Origin of the sequence: Burkholderia sp. Ac-20353 (assembly GCF_017104785.1) — a bacterium.
GTDB lineage: Bacteria > Pseudomonadota > Gammaproteobacteria > Burkholderiales > Burkholderiaceae > Burkholderia.
The window spans coordinates 1-266 of record NZ_JAAGPL010000578.1; the positions used below are offsets into that span (position 1 = coordinate 1).

Here is a 266-nt window from a genome sequence, read left to right on the forward strand (position 1 = left end):
GTCTTAGCAAACCGCCTGCGCACGCTTTACGCCCAGTAATTCCGATTAACGCTTGCACCCTACGTATTACCGCGGCTGCTGGCACGTAGTTAGCCGGTGCTTATTCTTCCGGTACCGTCATCCCCCGGCCATATTAGGACCAAGGATTTCTTTCCGGACAAAAGTGCTTTACAACCCGAAGGCCTTCTTCACACACGCGGCATTGCTGGATCAGGCTTTCGCCCATTGTCCAAAATTCCCCACTGCTGCCTCCCGTAGGAGTCTGG

Annotated in this window: 1 rRNA gene; it reads right to left on the reverse strand. The window is 54.5% G+C overall.

From position 1 onward, the window contains the following. Positions 1-266 (reverse strand): 16S ribosomal RNA (locus G3N94_RS42055); the annotation flags it as partial.